The 16489-nt window shown below is 60.4% G+C and carries 18 protein-coding genes; 10 read left to right on the top strand and 8 right to left on the bottom strand.

Annotated features, from left to right (window positions below; translation table 11 throughout):
• Positions 1-16 precede the first annotated feature (16 nt).
• Together Q1V57_RS14195 and Q1V57_RS14200 are read left to right on the top strand one after the other, a co-directional pair.
• A complete protein-coding gene (locus Q1V57_RS14195; protein ID WP_300532172.1) occupies positions 17-646 on the top strand; it encodes a CatB-related O-acetyltransferase in 630 nt (209 codons plus the stop codon).
• Positions 647-676: 30 nt separating this feature from the next.
• Positions 677-1207 carry a hypothetical protein gene (locus Q1V57_RS14200; RefSeq protein ID WP_300532174.1) on the top strand — a complete coding sequence of 177 codons (531 nt, stop codon included), beginning with the start codon at positions 677-679 and terminating at the stop codon, positions 1205-1207.
• A gap of 22 nt (positions 1208-1229) precedes the next feature.
• On the opposite strand, the gene Q1V57_RS14205 is transcribed toward Q1V57_RS14200, so the two are convergent.
• Positions 1230-3407, bottom strand: coding sequence for a hypothetical protein (locus Q1V57_RS14205; protein ID WP_300532176.1), 2178 nt, complete (start codon positions 3405-3407; stop codon positions 1230-1232).
• A gap of 124 nt (positions 3408-3531) precedes the next feature.
• On the opposite strand from Q1V57_RS14205, the gene Q1V57_RS14210 reads away from it, so the two are divergent.
• Positions 3532-4707: a VWA domain-containing protein gene (locus tag Q1V57_RS14210; protein ID WP_366145171.1), complete on the top strand. Its 1176-nt coding sequence runs from the start codon at positions 3532-3534 to the stop codon at positions 4705-4707.
• Here Q1V57_RS14210 and Q1V57_RS14215 read toward each other — a convergent pair.
• Complete coding sequence (locus tag Q1V57_RS14215; protein WP_300532180.1) at positions 4704-5327, bottom strand: glutathione S-transferase family protein; 624 nt, start codon at positions 5325-5327, stop codon at positions 4704-4706. The genes Q1V57_RS14210 and Q1V57_RS14215 overlap by 4 nt on opposite strands.
• A gap of 163 nt (positions 5328-5490) precedes the next feature.
• On the opposite strand from Q1V57_RS14215, the gene Q1V57_RS14220 reads away from it, so the two are divergent.
• Positions 5491-5814: a chorismate mutase gene (locus Q1V57_RS14220; protein WP_300532182.1), complete on the top strand. Its 324-nt coding sequence runs from the start codon at positions 5491-5493 to the stop codon at positions 5812-5814.
• Here the strand turns inward: Q1V57_RS14220 and Q1V57_RS14225 are convergent.
• Positions 5811-6152 (bottom strand): Hpt domain-containing protein, encoded by a 342-nt coding sequence (locus Q1V57_RS14225; RefSeq protein ID WP_300532184.1) that lies wholly within the window; start codon positions 6150-6152, stop codon positions 5811-5813. The two genes, Q1V57_RS14220 and Q1V57_RS14225, sit on opposite strands and share 4 nt — an antisense overlap.
• Before the next feature lie 147 nt (positions 6153-6299).
• Here Q1V57_RS14225 and Q1V57_RS14230 point away from each other — a divergent pair, with 147 nt between their 5' ends.
• Positions 6300-6797 (top strand): hypothetical protein, encoded by a 498-nt coding sequence (locus tag Q1V57_RS14230; protein WP_300532185.1) that lies wholly within the window; start codon positions 6300-6302, stop codon positions 6795-6797.
• A gap of 215 nt (positions 6798-7012) precedes the next feature.
• Positions 7013-7657 carry a hypothetical protein gene (locus tag Q1V57_RS14235; RefSeq protein ID WP_300532187.1) on the top strand — a complete coding sequence of 215 codons (645 nt, stop codon included), beginning with the start codon at positions 7013-7015 and terminating at the stop codon, positions 7655-7657.
• Between the two features lie 72 nt (positions 7658-7729).
• Here the strand turns inward: Q1V57_RS14235 and Q1V57_RS14240 are convergent, their stop codons facing one another.
• The 3 genes from Q1V57_RS14240 to Q1V57_RS14250 form a co-directional block, all read right to left on the bottom strand.
• On the bottom strand, positions 7730-9430 hold the full coding sequence (locus tag Q1V57_RS14240) for a HAMP domain-containing methyl-accepting chemotaxis protein (protein WP_300532189.1): 1701 nt from the start codon (positions 9428-9430) through the stop codon (positions 7730-7732).
• Positions 9431-9515: 85 nt separating this feature from the next.
• On the bottom strand, positions 9516-11528 hold the full coding sequence (locus Q1V57_RS14245; protein WP_300532191.1) for a TonB-dependent receptor: 2013 nt from the start codon (positions 11526-11528) through the stop codon (positions 9516-9518).
• A gap of 29 nt (positions 11529-11557) precedes the next feature.
• Positions 11558-12067 (bottom strand): hypothetical protein, encoded by a 510-nt coding sequence (locus Q1V57_RS14250; RefSeq protein WP_300532193.1) that lies wholly within the window; start codon positions 12065-12067, stop codon positions 11558-11560.
• A 309-nt stretch (positions 12068-12376) separates the two neighbouring features.
• Here Q1V57_RS14250 and Q1V57_RS14255 point away from each other — a divergent pair, with 309 nt between their 5' ends.
• The gene (locus Q1V57_RS14255) at positions 12377-12892 is read left to right on the top strand and encodes a paraquat-inducible protein A (RefSeq protein ID WP_300532195.1); all 516 of its coding nucleotides are present in this window, start codon (positions 12377-12379) and stop codon (positions 12890-12892) included.
• On the opposite strand, the gene Q1V57_RS14260 is transcribed toward Q1V57_RS14255, so the two are convergent.
• A complete protein-coding gene (locus Q1V57_RS14260) occupies positions 12853-13326 on the bottom strand; it encodes a MarR family transcriptional regulator (protein WP_300532197.1) in 474 nt (157 codons plus the stop codon). The genes Q1V57_RS14255 and Q1V57_RS14260 overlap by 40 nt on opposite strands.
• An 84-nt stretch (positions 13327-13410) precedes the next feature.
• Between Q1V57_RS14260 and Q1V57_RS14265 the strand changes: the two genes are divergently transcribed.
• Both Q1V57_RS14265 and maiA read left to right on the top strand, forming a co-directional pair.
• On the top strand, positions 13411-14052 hold the full coding sequence (locus Q1V57_RS14265; RefSeq protein ID WP_300532199.1) for a fumarylacetoacetate hydrolase family protein: 642 nt from the start codon (positions 13411-13413) through the stop codon (positions 14050-14052).
• A gap of 2 nt (positions 14053-14054) precedes the next feature.
• Entirely contained in the window at positions 14055-14699 is a 645-nt protein-coding gene (maiA, locus tag Q1V57_RS14270) for a maleylacetoacetate isomerase (protein ID WP_300532201.1), read from the top strand.
• Here the strand turns inward: maiA and Q1V57_RS14275 are convergent.
• Positions 14681-15907, bottom strand: a complete 1227-nt coding sequence (locus tag Q1V57_RS14275) for a DUF418 domain-containing protein (protein ID WP_300532203.1) — start codon at positions 15905-15907, stop codon at positions 14681-14683. The genes maiA and Q1V57_RS14275 overlap by 19 nt on opposite strands.
• Positions 15908-16052: 145 nt before the next feature.
• On the opposite strand from Q1V57_RS14275, the gene Q1V57_RS14280 reads away from it, so the two are divergent.
• Positions 16053-16343 carry a hypothetical protein gene (locus tag Q1V57_RS14280; protein ID WP_300532204.1) on the top strand — a complete coding sequence of 97 codons (291 nt, stop codon included), beginning with the start codon at positions 16053-16055 and terminating at the stop codon, positions 16341-16343.
• The last annotated feature ends 146 nt before the right edge of the window (positions 16344-16489 follow it).

Below are 16489 nucleotides of genomic sequence, written 5' to 3' on the forward strand. Positions count from 1 at the left end.
AATACGGAGCTGATGCGTGAGCGCGCTTGATCCTGAAACCCTGCACCCGGTGCCGGGCCAGCCCTCCATGGCCTATCTCAAACCGCTGATCGCCGGTCACGCCAAGATCGAGGCCGGGGAGTTTACCTATATCCACTCCTTCGACGACCCGGCCCGCTTTCCCGAACAGGTCAAATACGCCTTTGACTTCATCGAGGACAAGCTGGTGATCGGCAAGTTCTGCTCCATCGCCCATGGCGCCAGCTTTGTGCTTAATGGCGGCAATCATTTCGCGGACCGCCTGTCCAGCTATCCCTTCCCGGTGTTCGGCGAATGGGGCGAGCAGGATCCGGGTGCCTGGCCCAATAAGGGCGGGATCGAGATCGGCCATGATGTCTGGATCGGCTGGGATGCGACCATCCTGCCCGGGGTAAAGATCGGCCATGGTGCCATCATCGCAGCCAAGGCGGTCGTGACCAGCGATGTCGCGCCCTACACTATTGTCGGCGGCAATCCGGCCCGGCCGATCAAAGCCCGACTGCCCGAAGATAGCGCCACCCGGCTGCTTGAACTGGCCTGGTGGGACTGGCCGGTCGAGCATATCCGCGCGGCGTCCGACGCCTTGATGAAGGCCGATATTGCCGCCCTGGAACAATACGCGCCCTAAACCCTCTTCGAACGCACGGGAAAACGCTTCATGGCCTTGCTTACCGCCCTCACCGCACTTGCGCTTCAGACTACCGCGGCCTGCGGCGTTGATGACGCTGAACATGCCCGCCTCATGGCTCTGGATGAAGATGCCTTTGACCAGGACATGCAAGGCGGCTGGCGCGCCGTCGCCAACCAGGGGCCGGATTGTTTCATCCCGGCGGCAGAACTGATCCAGGACTATGTCGCCCTGCATGGCGCGGCCAATCTGCAACGCCCCGGCCTGGCGCATTGGCATGCCGGGCAGATGTTCGCCATGGCCGGTGAGACCGAACGCGCCCTGCCGGAGTTGCGCTTATCGTATCGGCCGGAGAACGATAATGAGATGAACGCGATGTGGAACCGCTATGCCGACGGCACGATCGCTTTCCTCGAGCGCGACCGGGACGCCCTCATCGCCGCCCGCAACGCCCTGCCCGACGCGCCGATGAGCAATCGCGGCGTCCTCGACGGCCTGATCAATTGCTGGGATCGGCCGATGATGGAAGCCTATCAGCAGGACTGCCGGTCGGGTGAATGAGCGGCGAGTTCGAAAGGTCGTCCTAGCGCTTTGGCCTGCCGCGGAGTAGATTTCTCACCTCTTCCGACAACAATGCTCTGAGCACGCCGTAGATTACTCCTGCCAGCACATAGTCGGCGAATGCCGGGCCAGTGCTGGTATCGACAACGTTTGGCGTGAGCAGCCCTGCCCAGCTATGCGATACGACCTCCTGGAAGGTCGCGGCAGGTCTGGAAACCGCAGAGACAATCCAACTCGCCCCTCCCTCAAGGAAATGAGCCAGAGACGCGGTGCCTGCAAGCGCCGCAGCGAGGTCAGCAAGTCCCATCAACGTCGCCGTGCGCTTGTTCTGTTTCGTGTTATCGGCCGTCAACTGGATCATCTGCTCGCTTCCGAGCATTGCCCCAAGGTCTGTCAGCCTTTGTTCGACGCGATGGATACGATCAAGCAAGCTATCTATGAATGCCCAAGTACCCTCGGTTCGCCGCCGCACAAACTCGGCATAAGGCTGGAAGCCCTCTATCGGCAATGGGCGCAAGTCTGGAAGCGTATTCTTGAATTGTCGGATGTAATATTTTGTCCGCGACAAACCGAGCATAACCGCTTCGTCACCGTCACTTTGCCCCCCTCTTGTACCGACGGCAGTCCCGAGTGGGGGCGAGTCTGTGAAATAGACCTCACCATATTCTCGTCGCAACTCTTTAAGCCTCTCGGGCGTAATACTCTCGCGGTCGATACTGAGGTCGTATTTTAGCTTCAACTGGCGCAGCTTGTGCCCCACCTCGGTGAACCGTCCTGTCCGCAGCAATGACGCCATCCTCAAAGTACCAAGGTAATTGATCCGGTCGACGAGACGGCCGATCTGCCAGCGGTGTCGGTTACGGAAGACGAGCAAAAATTTCAGTGGCCGGAACTCGCCGACCTTGGCGTCACCTAGCAAGGAGGAGAGATGTATGGCGCGGCCATCGAGAAACCTCGTCGCCGTGTACTCGAGCTTGTGGAGCGGATCATCGGCCCTATCATCGTCATGGATGGTGCGCTCGGCAAGCGCATCGAACTCCTCATCATTGAGACCCGCAGCCTCCATGAAGGGCAAGAACGTATCTACAACATTCAGCGCATCCCGTCCGGTGAACACGCGATCCGTTGTCTGCGCAGCCAGCGCCTTCCGGTCCGCATTGGTATATAAATTTTCTGAGGACACCTGCAGCGATGCGCCAATGACATCCTCATGGTCACCACCATTACGACCAGCAGGGTCAGCGCGCGGTGATTCATCCAACCCAAGCGTAAAGGCGCAATTCCGCAAGTCGCAGAAAATCGTGCCCAAGCGCTCCGGAGTACACTTATAGCTACGCTGAGCCAGTCTGAATCCCGGGCATCGCTCTAGTGTCGGCTCCACCAGCAGCTGATCGACCTTTTGCCAGATTGTTTCGTAGAAGAAATTCGCCGATTGCCGAAATTGGAGAACTGCCGGGTTCAGCGGGTGGTAATAATTCGGGTTGTCACGCTTAAGAACAGCATGAATTTCGCTCCAGCGTGTATTCACCAAGCCTTCCAGCCGAGACATCTCGGCCTCGATACGCTCAGCGATATTGTGCGAGTGTTGATAGCCTTCCCGAGGGTACCGGTTCGCCATCTGAAGCACATAGGTCAACGTGAAATACTCTTCTTGAAGGCTGGCGCGGATCTTCAAAGGTATTCCATCAAGCAGGCAGGAGATCGTCACACTCTCATTGCGACGGCTGAAAACCTCGGAATTTCGTGTCAACTCGATTGGAACTGTGAGATTTTCACCAACGAGATCTGAGTAATCGACACGATGGCCAAACAACACAACATGGGCGGGGTCACGCCCACGTTTCTGGTTCTCTGTCAGGTCAAGGTTCAGGATACCGGGTTCGCCGATAGGATGTTCTGTACCCGCCGCGCGGTTTTCCTCTCTCCAAGCTGTATGGGCCGTTCGATAAAGATTGGCGATGAAGGCATCAGCATGCGCGACCCAGTTCATGCGGGGATCCGGCGCCGCGCCTGAAGGTCCCTTCTCCGCTCTGCCAAATTCATCTCTGGCATCGCCGCCATTCGCGTCGGGCGGTATCCAGAAACCAACTTGCCGGACCACAGAGGGCGTCCCCACGAGCGGCGGATGCGCCTTGTGCAAACGCATGTTGATCATGTCATACTGACGTATGTATTTGAATTTCTTTCCTTTATCCGGCACCGCAGCCCCCTCCAGGTGTCGAAAATCCCCTTATAGTTGAATTATGAACAGAAAAATCGTGGCGCGAGTGTGACCTGCATCACAGGGGATTGGCCGCGCGAAAGATCACGCTATCCTCATGCGCATGCTGCATCACTTCTTCACCGAGCTCCGCGCCGCCAATATTCCTGTGACAACACGGGAATACCTCACCTTGCTGGAAGCGCTGGACAAGGGCGCGATTAGCCCGGACATCGAGCATTTCTACGCCGTCAGCCGGGCCGCGCTGGTCAAGGACGAGAAGAATTTCGACAAGTTCGACATGGTGTTCGGTCATGTCTTCAAAGGCGTTGAGGTGTTGAGCGGCCTGTTTGGCGAGGAGGAAATCCCGCCGGACTGGCTGGAAGCCATGCTCAAGCGGCAACTCTCCGAAGAGGAAATGGCCGAACTCAAGGCCCTGCCCTTCGACGAGCTCATGGAGACGCTGAAAAAGCGCCTGGAAGAGCAGGAGAAGCGCCATGAGGGCGGCTCGAAATGGATCGGCACTGGCGGCACCAGCCCCTATGGCCATTCCGGCTACAACCCGGCCGGCGTGCGCATTGGCGGAGAAAGCCAGCACAAGAAAGCAGTGAAGGTCTGGCAGGAGCGCCGCTACAAGGACCTCGACGGCGACCGCGAGCTCGGCACGCGCAATCTGAAAGTCGCCCTGCGCCGGCTGCGCAAGTTCGCCCGTGACGGGGCGCTGGACGAGCTCGACCTGGGCGGCACGATTGATGCCACCGCGAAACAGGGCTGGCTCGACGTCATCATGCGCCCGGAACGGCGCAATGCCATCAAGGTCATGGTCCTGTTCGACATTGGCGGCTCGATGGACCCTTACGTCCACATGTGCGAGGAGCTGTTCTCCGCCGCCCGCTCGACGTTCAAGAATCTGGAATATTTCTACTTCCACAACTGCCCCTATGAGGGCCTGTGGACGTCCAATCTCCGGCGCCGCGCCGAGACCGTGAAGACCTTGGATATCATGCATAAATACCCGCATGACTGGAAGGTAATCATCGTCGGCGACGCGGCCATGGCGCCCTATGAGATCACCCATGCCGGCGGCTCGGTCGAGCACTGGAATGAAGAGGCGGGCTCAGTCTGGCTCAAGCGCATCGCCGAGACCTGGCCGCACCTGATCTGGCTTAATCCGCAACCGGAAGAATGGTGGGACTATTCCCACTCCACCCGCATCATCCAGGACCTGATCGGCCCGGACCGCATGTTCGGCCTGACGCTGGAAGGTGTCGATGAGGCGATGAAGGAATTGGCGCGCTAACCCAGCGCGTGAAACCGTCCTTCATCCATATCAATGCCCATTTCGCTTTCCACCCGGCTGACCCAGGCGCGGACATTGAGGAATTCGTCGAGATCGAACCCGCCTTCGTCAGCGACGCGGGTGTAGGCGACCAGGGCCACATCGGCGAGAGAGAGCTGGTCGGCGACGATGAAATCGCGCGACAGAAGTCGCATTTCCAGGACCCCGAGAGCGCGGCGACCCTTGGCGTAGAGATCACTGTCGATCTCTTCCGGGCTCAGCCCCTGATAGGCCATGCGGAAACGGCGCACGGCGATATAGGGCTCGTGGCTGTATTGCTCCCAGAACATCCATTCGAGCATTTTCGCCATGTCGAACCGGTCCTCCGGAATCAGCGGAGAACCTTCGGCAAGATGGAAGATGATGGCATTGGACTGGGCCAGGATACGGCCATCCGGGCGCACCAGGCAGGGCACCTGGCCGGCTGGGTTGATGGCGAGGAAATCATCGGTGCGGGTCTCGCCCTTGAGCACCGAGATGTCGCGCCAGTCATAGGCGAGGCCGAGATGTTCAGCGGTCCATTTCACCTTGAGGCAATTGCCGCTGGTCTTGTCGCCATAGATCACAACCGGATCTGCCATATACGCCTCCCATGATTGGCCGCCACTGTAGCGCCGGAAATGTTCAGGCCAACCGGTTTTCGAGCCTCCGCTGTCCCGCACCAGCGAAACCTGTGACAGTCCGCCTCTTGGGCCCCTGCCCGCTCCGCCCTATAACCACGTCCGACGAGTTGGAGATGCGTTGATGAGCGACACTGAAACCGCACAGATCACGACCCCGGAAGCCTGCGAAACCATGGCGCAGGTGCGTGAGGGTGTGGATGCGCTCGACCGTGAACTGGTGGCGCTGATCGCCGTGCGGGCGCGCTATATGGAAGCGGCCGCGCGCATCAAACCCTCGCGCGATGTGGTCCGCGATGAGTGGCGCATCAATGACGTGATTTCCAAGGTCACCGCTGAAGCGGAAAAAGCCGGACTGTCGACCAGCATTGCCGAGCCGGTCTGGCGCGAACTGGTCGAACGCTCGATCGCCTACGAGTTTACGGTCTGGGACAAGACGCGGGACTAGTCCGCCAGGGCACCAAAGGCCTTGCGCGTAGCCTCCACGCACTGCGCGATACGCACCGCGGCCCCCGGCCAAGCCATCTCCGGCAATTCCTCAGCCTCATCACACATCTGGCCAAGAGCAAACGCACCGACACCGCGCGCGGCGCCCTTGAGCGTGTGCGCAGCGGTGCGCCACTCCGAGCGTTCGCGGGCTGCGGCCATCATATTGGTGCAGCGCTGGGCCTGGTCGAGCATCAGCGCGAGCAATTCACGCTGCAGCGCTTCATCCTCGCCGGTGTATTGCGTCAGGTGAGCCCGGTCGAAAAACGGCACACCTTCGGATTTGAGTTCAGCAACCATGCAGCAAGCCTAGGGCGTGCGCGTTAACAGCACGCTTAAGGCGCTAGCGGCACGCGGATTTTCCTCATCAAGGTGAATTTTTTGTTCACCCTCCCGTCAGACGCGAATTTCTAGTGTATCGTGTTGTTTGGGGAATGGAGGATGACGATGAGACGTCTAGTCATAGCAGCCTGTTTCGCCTTTGGAGCCGCCCTGTTCAGCGGGGGTAGTGCACTCGCTTCGAGCAATTCAGCCGCCTCTGCAGACAACACGCTGGCGGGCAGTGCGGCTGTCACCGACAGCGCTGCGGTTCACGATCACCGCCGCCATCACCGTTATGATCGCCGTGATCGCCATCGCGACCGGCATTATGACCGCCGTCATCGCCACGAATACGGCCATCGCGGTCATCGCCGCTATGACCGCTATCGTCACCGCCACCGCTATTATGACCGCGGGCGTTATGGGCGCGGCTATTACGGCCCGAGCCGCTACCAATATACGCGCTGCTGGCGTGAGCGCCGCTATGGCCATTTCCGCGGCGAGCCGGCGCTGGTGTCGGAGCGGATTTGCGCAGATGGCCGGGGCTATACTTATGTCGAACGCGGGTCACGGCGGCTGGTGCGTTATCTCGACCGGCATCCACGACGCCACCACCGCTATTGAGCGAGGTCCTGCGTCAGCCACCAGATTGCACCACGCCCCCGTGAGCGGACCGCTCCCGGGGGCGTTTTTCTGGCCGGTGCCAACGCTGCGTTCAACTCCGCCTCATCAAGGCTTGAGTAAAATCGTCCGCGCGTTGAGACTTGTGCCTCAGAACGGCCCGGTTCCTACCCAAGACTGGCTGTTCGGGCGGGGTGAAGAGTGAGTGGGGTCAGTTGATGTCGGTGACGGCTGCCATTATCGCAGCGAGCCTTTTAGGAGCAGGACAACCATCCTGGCCCTTCGGGTCGAGCTATCAATGCCGCCGTGACCCGGACGGGTATGAATGCTTTTGCGACCGCAACCGCTCACACGAGTTCTGCCGCAACGACTACCGCGATCTCGATCCGCGCCTGCACAGCCGGATTTGCGCCGCCTTCCCCAATTATTATCGCTGCGACATTGTCCCGGCCACGGGCCGGTTCAGAGCTGTTGTTGACTACAGCGCGAGCAATTGGGAGCTTATGCTCTATGATGACGGCTTCGCGCTGCCGCCGCTTCTGTCAGGCGGGGATGATGATCTCGACGACGGTTATCCGGACCCGCTGCCGACGATGAGTTGCACCATGGAAGTGCGCTCCCAGCGGGGCGCTTTCGAGTTGCGCGGGCGCTTCGAGATCGGCGATAGCGGTGCCTACTCTTTCCGCCGTAGCGACTTCACTGGCCGCCCACCCACAGGCTCCCCGCGGCATGTGGATGCGCTTTTCATCGAGTGCTTCGACCGCTTCACCGGTGAACGCCTGCAGGACCGGCTGGTCGACAATGACCGCGAGGGCGACACACTGCGATGGCGCGAACTGACCTCTGATTACGGGTACCGCTGAATAAAGAGGCGCCCGGATCGGAACTCGACCCGGGCGCCTTCGTGACACAAGGCAAAGGCATTGGGAGAGACGTCAGCCGGCCTTGCGTACCTCTTTTAGGAAGGTTTCCACCGTCCGGTTGAGCCGGTCCGTGCGTTCCGTCACGGTCTCGACCGCAGATAATACATCCAGCGAGGCTTCACCGGTCTGACCGGCCGAGCGGGACACCATTTCCACATTATCGGTGACCGACCGGGCGCTGGTTGCAGCGTGCGCGACAGAGGCGGAAATCTCCCGCGTCGAAGCGCTTTGCTGTTCTGCTGCAGCGGCAATGGCCGAGGCGGCACGCGAAATCTCGCCCACCGCGTCCGTCACCTCTCCAATGGAGCGCGAGGAGCCTTGCGCGGCGTCCTGGATGGACTGGATCTGGTCACGGATATCCTCGGTCGCATTGGCGGTCTGGGCCGCGAGGGTTTTCACCTCGGACGCCACAACGGCGAAGCCCTTGCCGGCTTCACCGGCACGCGCGGCCTCGATGGTTGCATTGAGCGCCAACAGATTGGTCTGCTCGGAGATATCATTGATCAGCTCGACAACATGGCCGATTTCCTGGGCCGCGTTACCCAGGTTCTCAACCACCTGCTGCACCGAACGGGTCCGCTCATCAGCACGGCTGGCCATATCCGAAGAGCCCTGGATCTGGGTCGTGACTTCCTGAATCGAGGCTGTGAGCTCCTCCGCCGCAGCCGCAACGGATTCGACATTGCTCGAGGCTTCAGCCGCGGCATTCGCCATTTCTCCGCTCTTTTCCGAGCCTTCAGCAGCGGTCTGCGACAATTGCTGTGAGATGGCCGACATGGCCGAGCAGGCCTCAGCGACCTCGCCCAACAAGGTCATCACTTCCTTGTCGAAGCCCTCTGCCAGCGCATTGACCCGTTCAGCCCGGGCCGCATCATCGGCAGCCTGCTGGCGTTGTTCACTCTCCAGGGCCTCGGCCCGCATGCCGTTCTCGCGGAAGCGCTTAAGACTGTCGACAACAGCCCCAAGCTCATCCTGCCGCTCCAGCGCCGCGATATCGAGATCGAAATCGCCATTGGCCAGGGTCTCCGTCGCATCGGCAATCCGGCGCACTGAACGCGCTGTGCGACGGCCATAGAGCAGCGACACGGCCAAAAGGCCGATACCGACAACCACGGTCACACCAATGAAGGTAAAGACCGATCGCCGGGCAGCCACCTGCGCAGCAGCCGTATCCTCGCGGGCCAGATCAGCGGCATGGGCCGCGATACCCGTCAGATCAGCATTGAGCTGATTAAAAACCCCGTCGAAGGGGGCCAGGAAGGCCACCGAACTGGCAAAATCTAGCTCGAGCATCTGCCCGACGAAGTCGAGGGCATCCTTGTACAGTCCCAGTTGTTCGACGACGTCATCAAGCGTATCGCCACGCCCATCAAGCACCGGACTGTCGCGCAATTCCTCGATCCGGTTGGAGACTGCGTCCACATTTGCGCTGACGGCCTCAAATTCGGCCATGACATCCAGCGTATCGCCGGCCGCCTGGCGGGTGACGATCTGCAGCACATCGGCATTGATGGTTTCCAGCTCGGCCTGCAATTGCGTCAGGGCCACGCCGGTTTCCATCTCTGCGACCACGCGAACCTGGGTGTCAGAGGCCGAATTCAACGACCACCCCCCCAGTCCGGCAACGCTCGCCAGGGCAATAATCGCCATTACCGGAGCGACCGCGAAGGATTGCGCGATCGTGAGCCGGAATATCGAGGCTCCCTTGATCATTTCTCTCTCCCTTGCAGACGGAACGCGCCGGTTGAGCTGATGTCCCGCAGCGCCTGCATGCTGCGGGACACCCTACCGGCCCCACCTAGAAGGCGGTGGAAAGCTGCAACCAGGTCCGTGAAGCGGGCTGGTAATTCACATTGGTGATCTCGCCGCTGCCAAAATTGGCATTCTGGGCGTTCAGCGAGACGTTGACATGGTCGCTGATCCGGTAGCCAGCCCGGAAGGAGGCCGCCAGCGAGGCGTCCAGGTCATACCGGGTCAAGGTTCCGAACTCCGGCTGGAACGGGCTCGTCGTACCAGAGACATAATTCAGATAAGCGTCAGCGGTGAAGCGTTCGCCGGTCCATCCAACATGGGCGTTGGCCAAGTGTTCCGGCGTTGCGCTCTCGAAGTCCAGGGCGGTGAAGAGACCAAACGTATCCAGATCGTCGTCGACGCTCTGATAGGTGTAGTTCACACCCCAGTTCCACGGTCCGTCCGGGTTACCCGTGAGGCTGATCTCGGCACCGGTCGTCTGGGTGTCCCCGCGGTTGTTGAACAACAGGACCGGAACAGGCGCGGCGGGTGGCAGAATGTCCGGGAATGCCCCAAACGTGCCGCGCACATCGCTGGTGTCCTGCATGAAGACCGCAGCGCGCAGGTCGACGGTGGGGCTGATGGCCCGATCGTAAGCGACCTCATAGGCGGTGACGACCGAAGTCTCGATATTCGGATTGCCGGTAATCGCCAGCGGTATTGGAGACGTCGTAAACAGCGTGAAGCCGATATCGAACATCGACGGAGCCTGGATACCGCGGCTGGCTGAGAAGCGGACTGCCCCGCCGCTTTGCGGGCGCCAGACCAGCGCTGCGTTGTAAGAGAACTCCTCAAAGGAGACGTCATAGTCTTCTTGCGAGAAGATGTAGAGTGCCGGGTTGGGATCGCCGTCACGGCTCCATTCTACATTGTCGAAGCGACCGGCCAGTGTCAGGTCGACAGCGTTTGAGAATTTGTGGTTCCACATGGCCGAAAACGCGGTGGTCTCGTAACCGAAGCCGCCATTCCCAGGATCCGGGAACGACACCGTGGTCCCTTCGCGGTACTCCGCGGACAAGCGTACCGTATCGCTGGTACCGAGCTTGAACAGATTCTGTACCCGGAAAGCCGTCAGCTCATTGCTCGACGGGCCGAAATCATAGGCGATTTCGGTTTCGTTGCGATAGCCGGACAGGGTGAGGAAACCGAAATCCGTGTCCGCCTCGACATCGACCTTGTAGGAGGTGAGCTCATAGAGCGAGCGCGTGGTGTAATAGATACTGGTCAACTCTTGCAGTTCGACTTCCGAGGTCGTCGCTTCTGCGATGAGACGAATATTATCGGAGAGCTGGAACCGGCCTTCAATCGCCGCGGTCTCACGGCTGAAATCGCCATCGGCAAGCGAAACGGCGAAGGTATTGCTCTCGACCGGATCAAATTCATCGGCTCCGGCGTTACCATAAGAAAAACGCACCGATGCGCGCTCGCCGAGGCGTCGCCCGGCGGTGAGTGAGACATCGCCATAACCACCATCACCGACATTGACCCGGGCACTGGCCCAGTCGCCGAAGTCCGGATTGCGGGTGATGATGTTGACGACGCCGGAGACGGCGTTGAATCCGTAAAGCGCCGATTGCGGCCCCTTCACCACTTCGATCTGCTGGATTTCCTCCAGCTGGACCGGCAGGGTCGACCAGGCCGTATAGCCATAGCTGTCCAGGTAGACCTCGCGGCCATTCACCAGGACGAGAAGGCGCGGCATGTAACCGGACGCCTCGCCGCGAATGGAGACCTGGCTGTCGCCGAAACCAAAACGGTTGTGATTGATGCCGGCATAGTGACGCAGGAGCCCGGGGATATCGAACTCCGGCGAACGGGCAATATCATCACGCGTGATGATGATCATTGTCGCGGGGACATCGGAGGAGCGTTGCGGAGCACCGGTGGCGCCGGCCGTTACCGCCTCGCCGAACAAGTCACTCATAGCACTGTAATCGAGAGACTGCCCGATCGCCGGCAAAGACAGCACAGCTGCTGCGGAGAGCGCAGTAGCAGACATCATGAGGAAGCGCGTATTCATTTTCATATCCTTGAGATTCTGTACTTCGCCTAGATTTCTTCAATCATCATCGCGAAAGCGGCAGCGAATGAGACTGAGGCGGCGTCTGCATTGGCGCGGTTAACCACGATGCGGACCGATGGCGCACTCTGGACACCCATGACGCAGCCCTGGGCCTCAACGCAGCCCATATCGCTGGCGACAGATAAAATACCCGCCGCATTAATGGCTTGAGCGATCGAAGGATCACCCGCAGCGCCGCCTATGAGGACCGCAGCGTGAGCTCCATCAAGACCGGAAAGCTCAGCACTGCTAACAAGGCGGCCAGTAAGCGTCACGCGGCCGGCGCGGAGGCCGCCACTCAGTGCGGTGAGCAGGGCCTCTGCTTCACCGGCGCTGGAGGCGTCATGGACGATAGCGAGAACCCGCTCGCTGCCGCTTTGGTTTTCAACAAATCCGAGGGCCCGACCAATGACCTCAAGGTCGCGCGTGGTCGTTTCCGCAGCTGCAGGAGCAGCCAGCAGCAGCCCCGCCGCTACCGGCAGGAGAAAATTGCGCATCGATGTATCCCTTGTTCCGAGGCACCCACGGGCTCATCAGACCCGCGTTACCGAAAGGGGGTAGCGATGGATAATTAACCCTAACTTTCTCTGGGATAATGCGATATTACCGAAACAATGCATATTTCAGAACCTGATAAGGGTGCGAAATAAAAAGGAAAAAAAGAAAAACCGAGCGACATTCCGATTTCTTCTTCAAAGTGAGGAACTTAGTTGCATCGAAACACTCTTTTCTGCCTCCACCGCATTTCCGCCAAGATCGGGGCGGCATATGCAAAAAAGTGGAAAGAAGATCAGGATGTGATGCCGATGCGGGCCTTGGCGGATGAAAAACGCGGGCAATTGACCAGCGCTCTACTGCTTCTGACCAGTCTGCTCTTTGTGCTCGGCCTGCTTTTGCCGGCGGTTGAAACAACGCATGTCTGGCTCTGGCGCGGCGAACATTCCATCGCCGGTTTCGGCCTCGCCCTACTCGAAGCTGACGAGTATGCGCTCGCCGCTATCGTATGGGTGTTCTCTCTGATCTTCCCGGCCACCAAGCTGATCTGGATGTGGCGCCTGCAATTCCGGCGCACCGTGCCCCCCGGTCCGGGGCAGCTGCGGCTGCTTGAACTCTTGGGCAAATGGTCGATGGCCGATGTCCTCGTTATTGCCCTGTTGGTCCTGACTGTCCGGGGCAATTTTGTCTTCGGCGCCGCCCCTCTGCCCGGCCTGTTCGTATTCGCGCTGGCTGTCGCCCTGTCCATGCTCGTTTCCGGCCGGATCCAGGCACATTTCCGGCTGCGTCAATCAACGGGTGCGGACGGGTCGTCAAGCAGCGCCTGAGCCCGGTTGCGAACGCGCTCGAGCAGGGCAGCCAGCACGCGCTCCTCCTCGCCGGTCAACTCGGAGACCAGAGCCGCCTCCGCAGCGAGTGCTGCAGGCGCGACATCGGCATAAACCGCTTCACCATCCGGTGTCAGGCGCAGAAGCGAGGAGCGGCGGTCGCGCCCATGCGGGCGTTTTTCCACGAGGCCCCGCTCGACCAGCGCCCGCACGGCCCGGCTGACGGATACCTTGTCCAAGCCAGCCGCATCGCCCAGCCCCTGCGCTGTTGCTTCACCTTCCTCACCCAGAATGGCGATGACGCGCCACTCCGGGATTGAGAGGCCGAAGCGGGCGCGATAGGCCCGCCCGACCATGCGGCTGACCCGGTGTGAGGCCAGGGCCAGACGGTAAGGCAGATAGTCATGCAGGCGGAGCGGCGTGGGCTTGGTCATGGGCGTAGATTGCCGGGTCAATGGCGCCGGAACAAGCACGCGCTGCGCCTCGACGTCGGGCCCGGCGCACGCTAAGGCAGGGCCATGACAGATCTTTTCGCGCCCCGCCCCACCCCACGCCTCGCCCTGGACGGCGATAGCCGCAGCTTCCCGGTCAATCGCATCTTCTGCATCGGCCGCAATTACGCGGACCATGCGGCCGAAATGGGCGCCGCAGCGGAACCGATCTTCTTTATGAAACCCGCCCACAGTGTGATCACCGGTGCTGCCGTCCCCTACCCGCCGCAAACAGCCGACCTGCATCACGAGGTAGAGATGGTGCTCGCCCTCGGTCCCGGCGCTGAAATCATCGCTTCTGGTACGGGTGTCGACCTGACCCGGCGCGATCTTCAGGCGCAAATGAAAGAAAAGCGGGCCCCCTGGGAAATCGGCAAAGCTTTCACTGCCTCGGCCCCGGTTGGACCATTGCGCCTCGGACCACCGCCCAAGACCGGTGCGATCACATTGTCCGTCAATGGCGAAAGCCGCCAGAGCGGTGATCTCAAGCAGATGATCCTGCCGCCCGCCGAGCTGATTGACGCCCTGTCACGCTATTTCGATCTGGCCGAGGGCGATCTGATCTTCTCCGGCACGCCGGCCGGTGTCGCGGCGGTCAGTCCGGGCGACACGGTAGAGGCTGGTATTGCTGGCCTGCCCAGCCTCACCTTCACTCTCACGGGAGCATGATCATGCCGCTTACGCTTTATGGATATTGGCGTTCCAGCGCTGCCTATCGCCTGCGCATTGCCCTCAATCTCAAGGGCGTCGCCTATGACCAGGTTTCCATCAATCTGAAAGATGGAGAACAGACCGGCGAGGCCTGGCTGGCTAAACAGCCTCAGGGCCTGGTGCCGCTCCTGGAAGATGGCGATATGCGCCTGGTGCAGTCTCCGGCCATGCTGGAATGGATCGAGGAAACCTGGCCGCAGCCGGCACTCCTGCCCGATAACAGCGATGCGCGCTGTCTTGTGCGCGGCTGGGCCTCCGTTATCGCCTGCGACATTCACCCGGTTCAGAACCTGCGCATCCTGAAAGCGGCGGCGGCGCTGGACGGCTCGGGATTTGACGGCATGAAAGCCTGGGCGCAGCGCTGGACCCAATCAGGCCTGGAAGCGCTGGAGCGCATGGTTGCCGGGCATGCACGCTCGACGCCATTCCTGTTCGGCGACACGCCGGGCATGAGCGAGGTCTATCTGGTGCCGCAAATGTATAATGCGCGGCGCTGGGAGACCGATCTGAGCAATTGCCCGACCTTGGTCAAAGCCGATGAGGCGGCACGTGCCTTGCCGGCCTTTGCCAAGGCCGCGCCGGAAAATCAGCCCGACGCAGACTGATCGGCCGCCGGTTCGGACTTGCGTTTGAACGGCTGCGCCTTGCCGTAGGTGAGCGAACGCCAGGCCCATTCCATCGGTCCAAAGCGGAAGCGGCTGAGCCAGAACGGCGACCAGGTGAGTTGCAATGCCCAGACGGCGACCACGATCAGGACCATGACCGAGCGATCAACCTGGCCGAACAGGCCAAGGCCCGGGAAACCAACGAAGATGAAGGTCATGATCAGTGTCTGGGTGAGATAATTGGTGAAGGCCATCTTGCCGGTCGCTGCCAGCACTGACGTGACCGGCTTCATCCAGACCTGCTGACAGATCAGCATGATTGCCGAGGCGTAGCCAAAGGCCAGGATCATCGAGCCGACATACTGCGCCGCGGCGGCCTGCCAAGCGATGGCCGTCGAAAAATCATTGGCGAGCAGATACCAGGCTTGCCAGCCGCTCAGGGCGACGCCCAGCGGGATGCAAATCGCCGCACACCAGCCATAACGCTTGGCCGACCAGCCCAGGGTCAGGAACCCCGCGCGGAAGGCGGCCATGCCAATCAGCATCATGCCGGCAATTCGGCCGGAAAACATCACCAGCTGGATCAATTCGAAAATCAGCGTCGTCGCCATATTGTAGGGCAGGCGATCAATGAAGCCGGCTTGGTAGAGCGCTGTGAGCTCCGCTACCCGCTCCGGCGTGAAGCCCATCGCATCGGCGCCAGTGGTGGTATCGCCCAGCAGCGCGCCGATGGCGGCACCACCGATCATCAAGAGGCCGGTAAAGGCTCCCAGGCCGAGGCCAAGAGCCAGCAACCCACCCGTGGTCATGCGACGTGCCGTCACCACCACCATCCCGGCAAGCGCATAGGGTACGAGGATATCGCCGTACCAGAATATGTAGGCATGGATCAGGCCGAAGAAGAGCAGCCAGAGCATGCGCCGCCAGTGCCGCTTGTGCGCTGCCTCACCCGTTCCCAGCATCAGGCAAATCCCCGCGCCGAACATGGCGGAGAACAGGGTGATGAATTTCAGCGTGAAAAAGGTCTGGGTGAACCACCAGGCCAGCTGATTGGCCGGCTGATCGAAATTGCCCTGGACATAGGGGTAATCCGTCGCCGGCCAGAGCAGGCCGAAATACTGGACGTTCACCATCAGGATGCCGAGAACGGCAAAGCCGCGCAGCGTGTCCAAGCTCTCAAAACGCATCGCGCGGGGCGCAGCCGGCATGAAGTTCTCCCTTTAGGCGAATTCGCCTCGATTCAGCCTTATTCTTACAAAGTTTTCACGCATTTCAACGGCTTCGTGAATTGAAAATTCGCAAGGCTATAGTCATACCGATTATGTCGTTGGTGCTTTTAGAGGGACAGCTAAAATGACCGACCTGCTCGCCGCCTTCATTGAATGGCTTGCGGTCCTTGCGATGTCGCTGGTTGGCATCGAATACACCCCGGCCGTCAACTGTGATCCGCAACCGCCTGTCGAATTCGAAACGGTTGAATACCTGCCAGCCGGCTATCTGCGCCCGGCTGCCTATTCCATCGATGATCGGCGCGCGGCCGAACTCGAATTGCGGCGGCTCGCCGAATGCGACGCGTCCATGCTGGTTTTACCGGTGCAAACCCGGCCGGTGCTGGTCGAGCACACCCGCGTTTACGACAGCTGATTAACGCGAATCGGATCAATTTTCCGCCGCAAATCCAGTCTCTGCATAGATTATCTGTGTCTAAGCCGAGCCTTTGGGCGTATGCTCGTTATAGTTTGATTAAGACATCGCCCCGCCGGACGATGCGCTGAAGAATTCGCGCTCCC

This window comes from Maricaulis sp., from assembly GCF_030149425.1.
Lineage (GTDB): Bacteria > Pseudomonadota > Alphaproteobacteria > Caulobacterales > Maricaulaceae > Maricaulis.